Annotated in this window: 1 protein-coding gene; it reads right to left on the bottom strand. The window is 55.6% G+C overall.

Annotated elements, in window-relative coordinates:
• Positions 1 to 576: methyltransferase domain-containing protein (locus BG61_RS38790; protein ID WP_277620897.1), on the bottom strand; the 576-nt coding region annotated here is incomplete at its 3' end.
• Positions 577 to 602 lie beyond the last annotated feature (26 nt).

The raw sequence follows: 602 nt of genomic DNA, 5'->3' as shown, positions 1-602 counted from the left end.
CATGCCGCGCGCTATCATCGTGTAGAAGTTGCATGACGCAAAGAATGTGTTGTTTTCTGATGCGCTTTCTAACTTGTCGACATAGTCACTCGCCTCACGCTCCGACATTACGCCCGCGCTCGAAAGCAGGACGCGTAGTGCAGGCAGGGTTGAAGACCAGAAATCCGCGCGTCCAATGTCGGCGGCGACGTACGGTCTTGACCATTCAAGCCGGAATCCGTTGTCCGCGAGCAGCTTGGGCATCAACCGCATTACGCGGCCTTGAGTGTGGCCTGCTATAGCCTGTAGCCGGTCAGTTTCTGCACCGCCATCAGGCGCGTCAGTTGCGTACGTGAGCGAATCGAAGTCACCGTCGAATATGACGACCCGGCCCTCAGGATGAAGCAGTCGTCGCGCCTGCTGCAAGACGGTGGCTGGGTCGACCACATGACTTACCAAAGTATGCATGATCAACACATCGAATTGACCCTGCAGTGCGGTGATCGAATGAGCGTCGCCCGTGAAGAAATCGATCTTGTCGGCCAGACCTTCCTCTGATGCCAACCGCTTCCCCGTTTCTACGAGGTAAGAGCTGATTGAAGTTGACCCAGAAAAACGGACAT

Origin of the sequence: Caballeronia glathei (assembly GCF_000698595.1) — a bacterium.
GTDB classification, from domain to species: Bacteria; Pseudomonadota; Gammaproteobacteria; order Burkholderiales; family Burkholderiaceae; genus Caballeronia; species Caballeronia glathei.
This window is presented reverse-complemented; position numbering and strand designations above follow the sequence as displayed.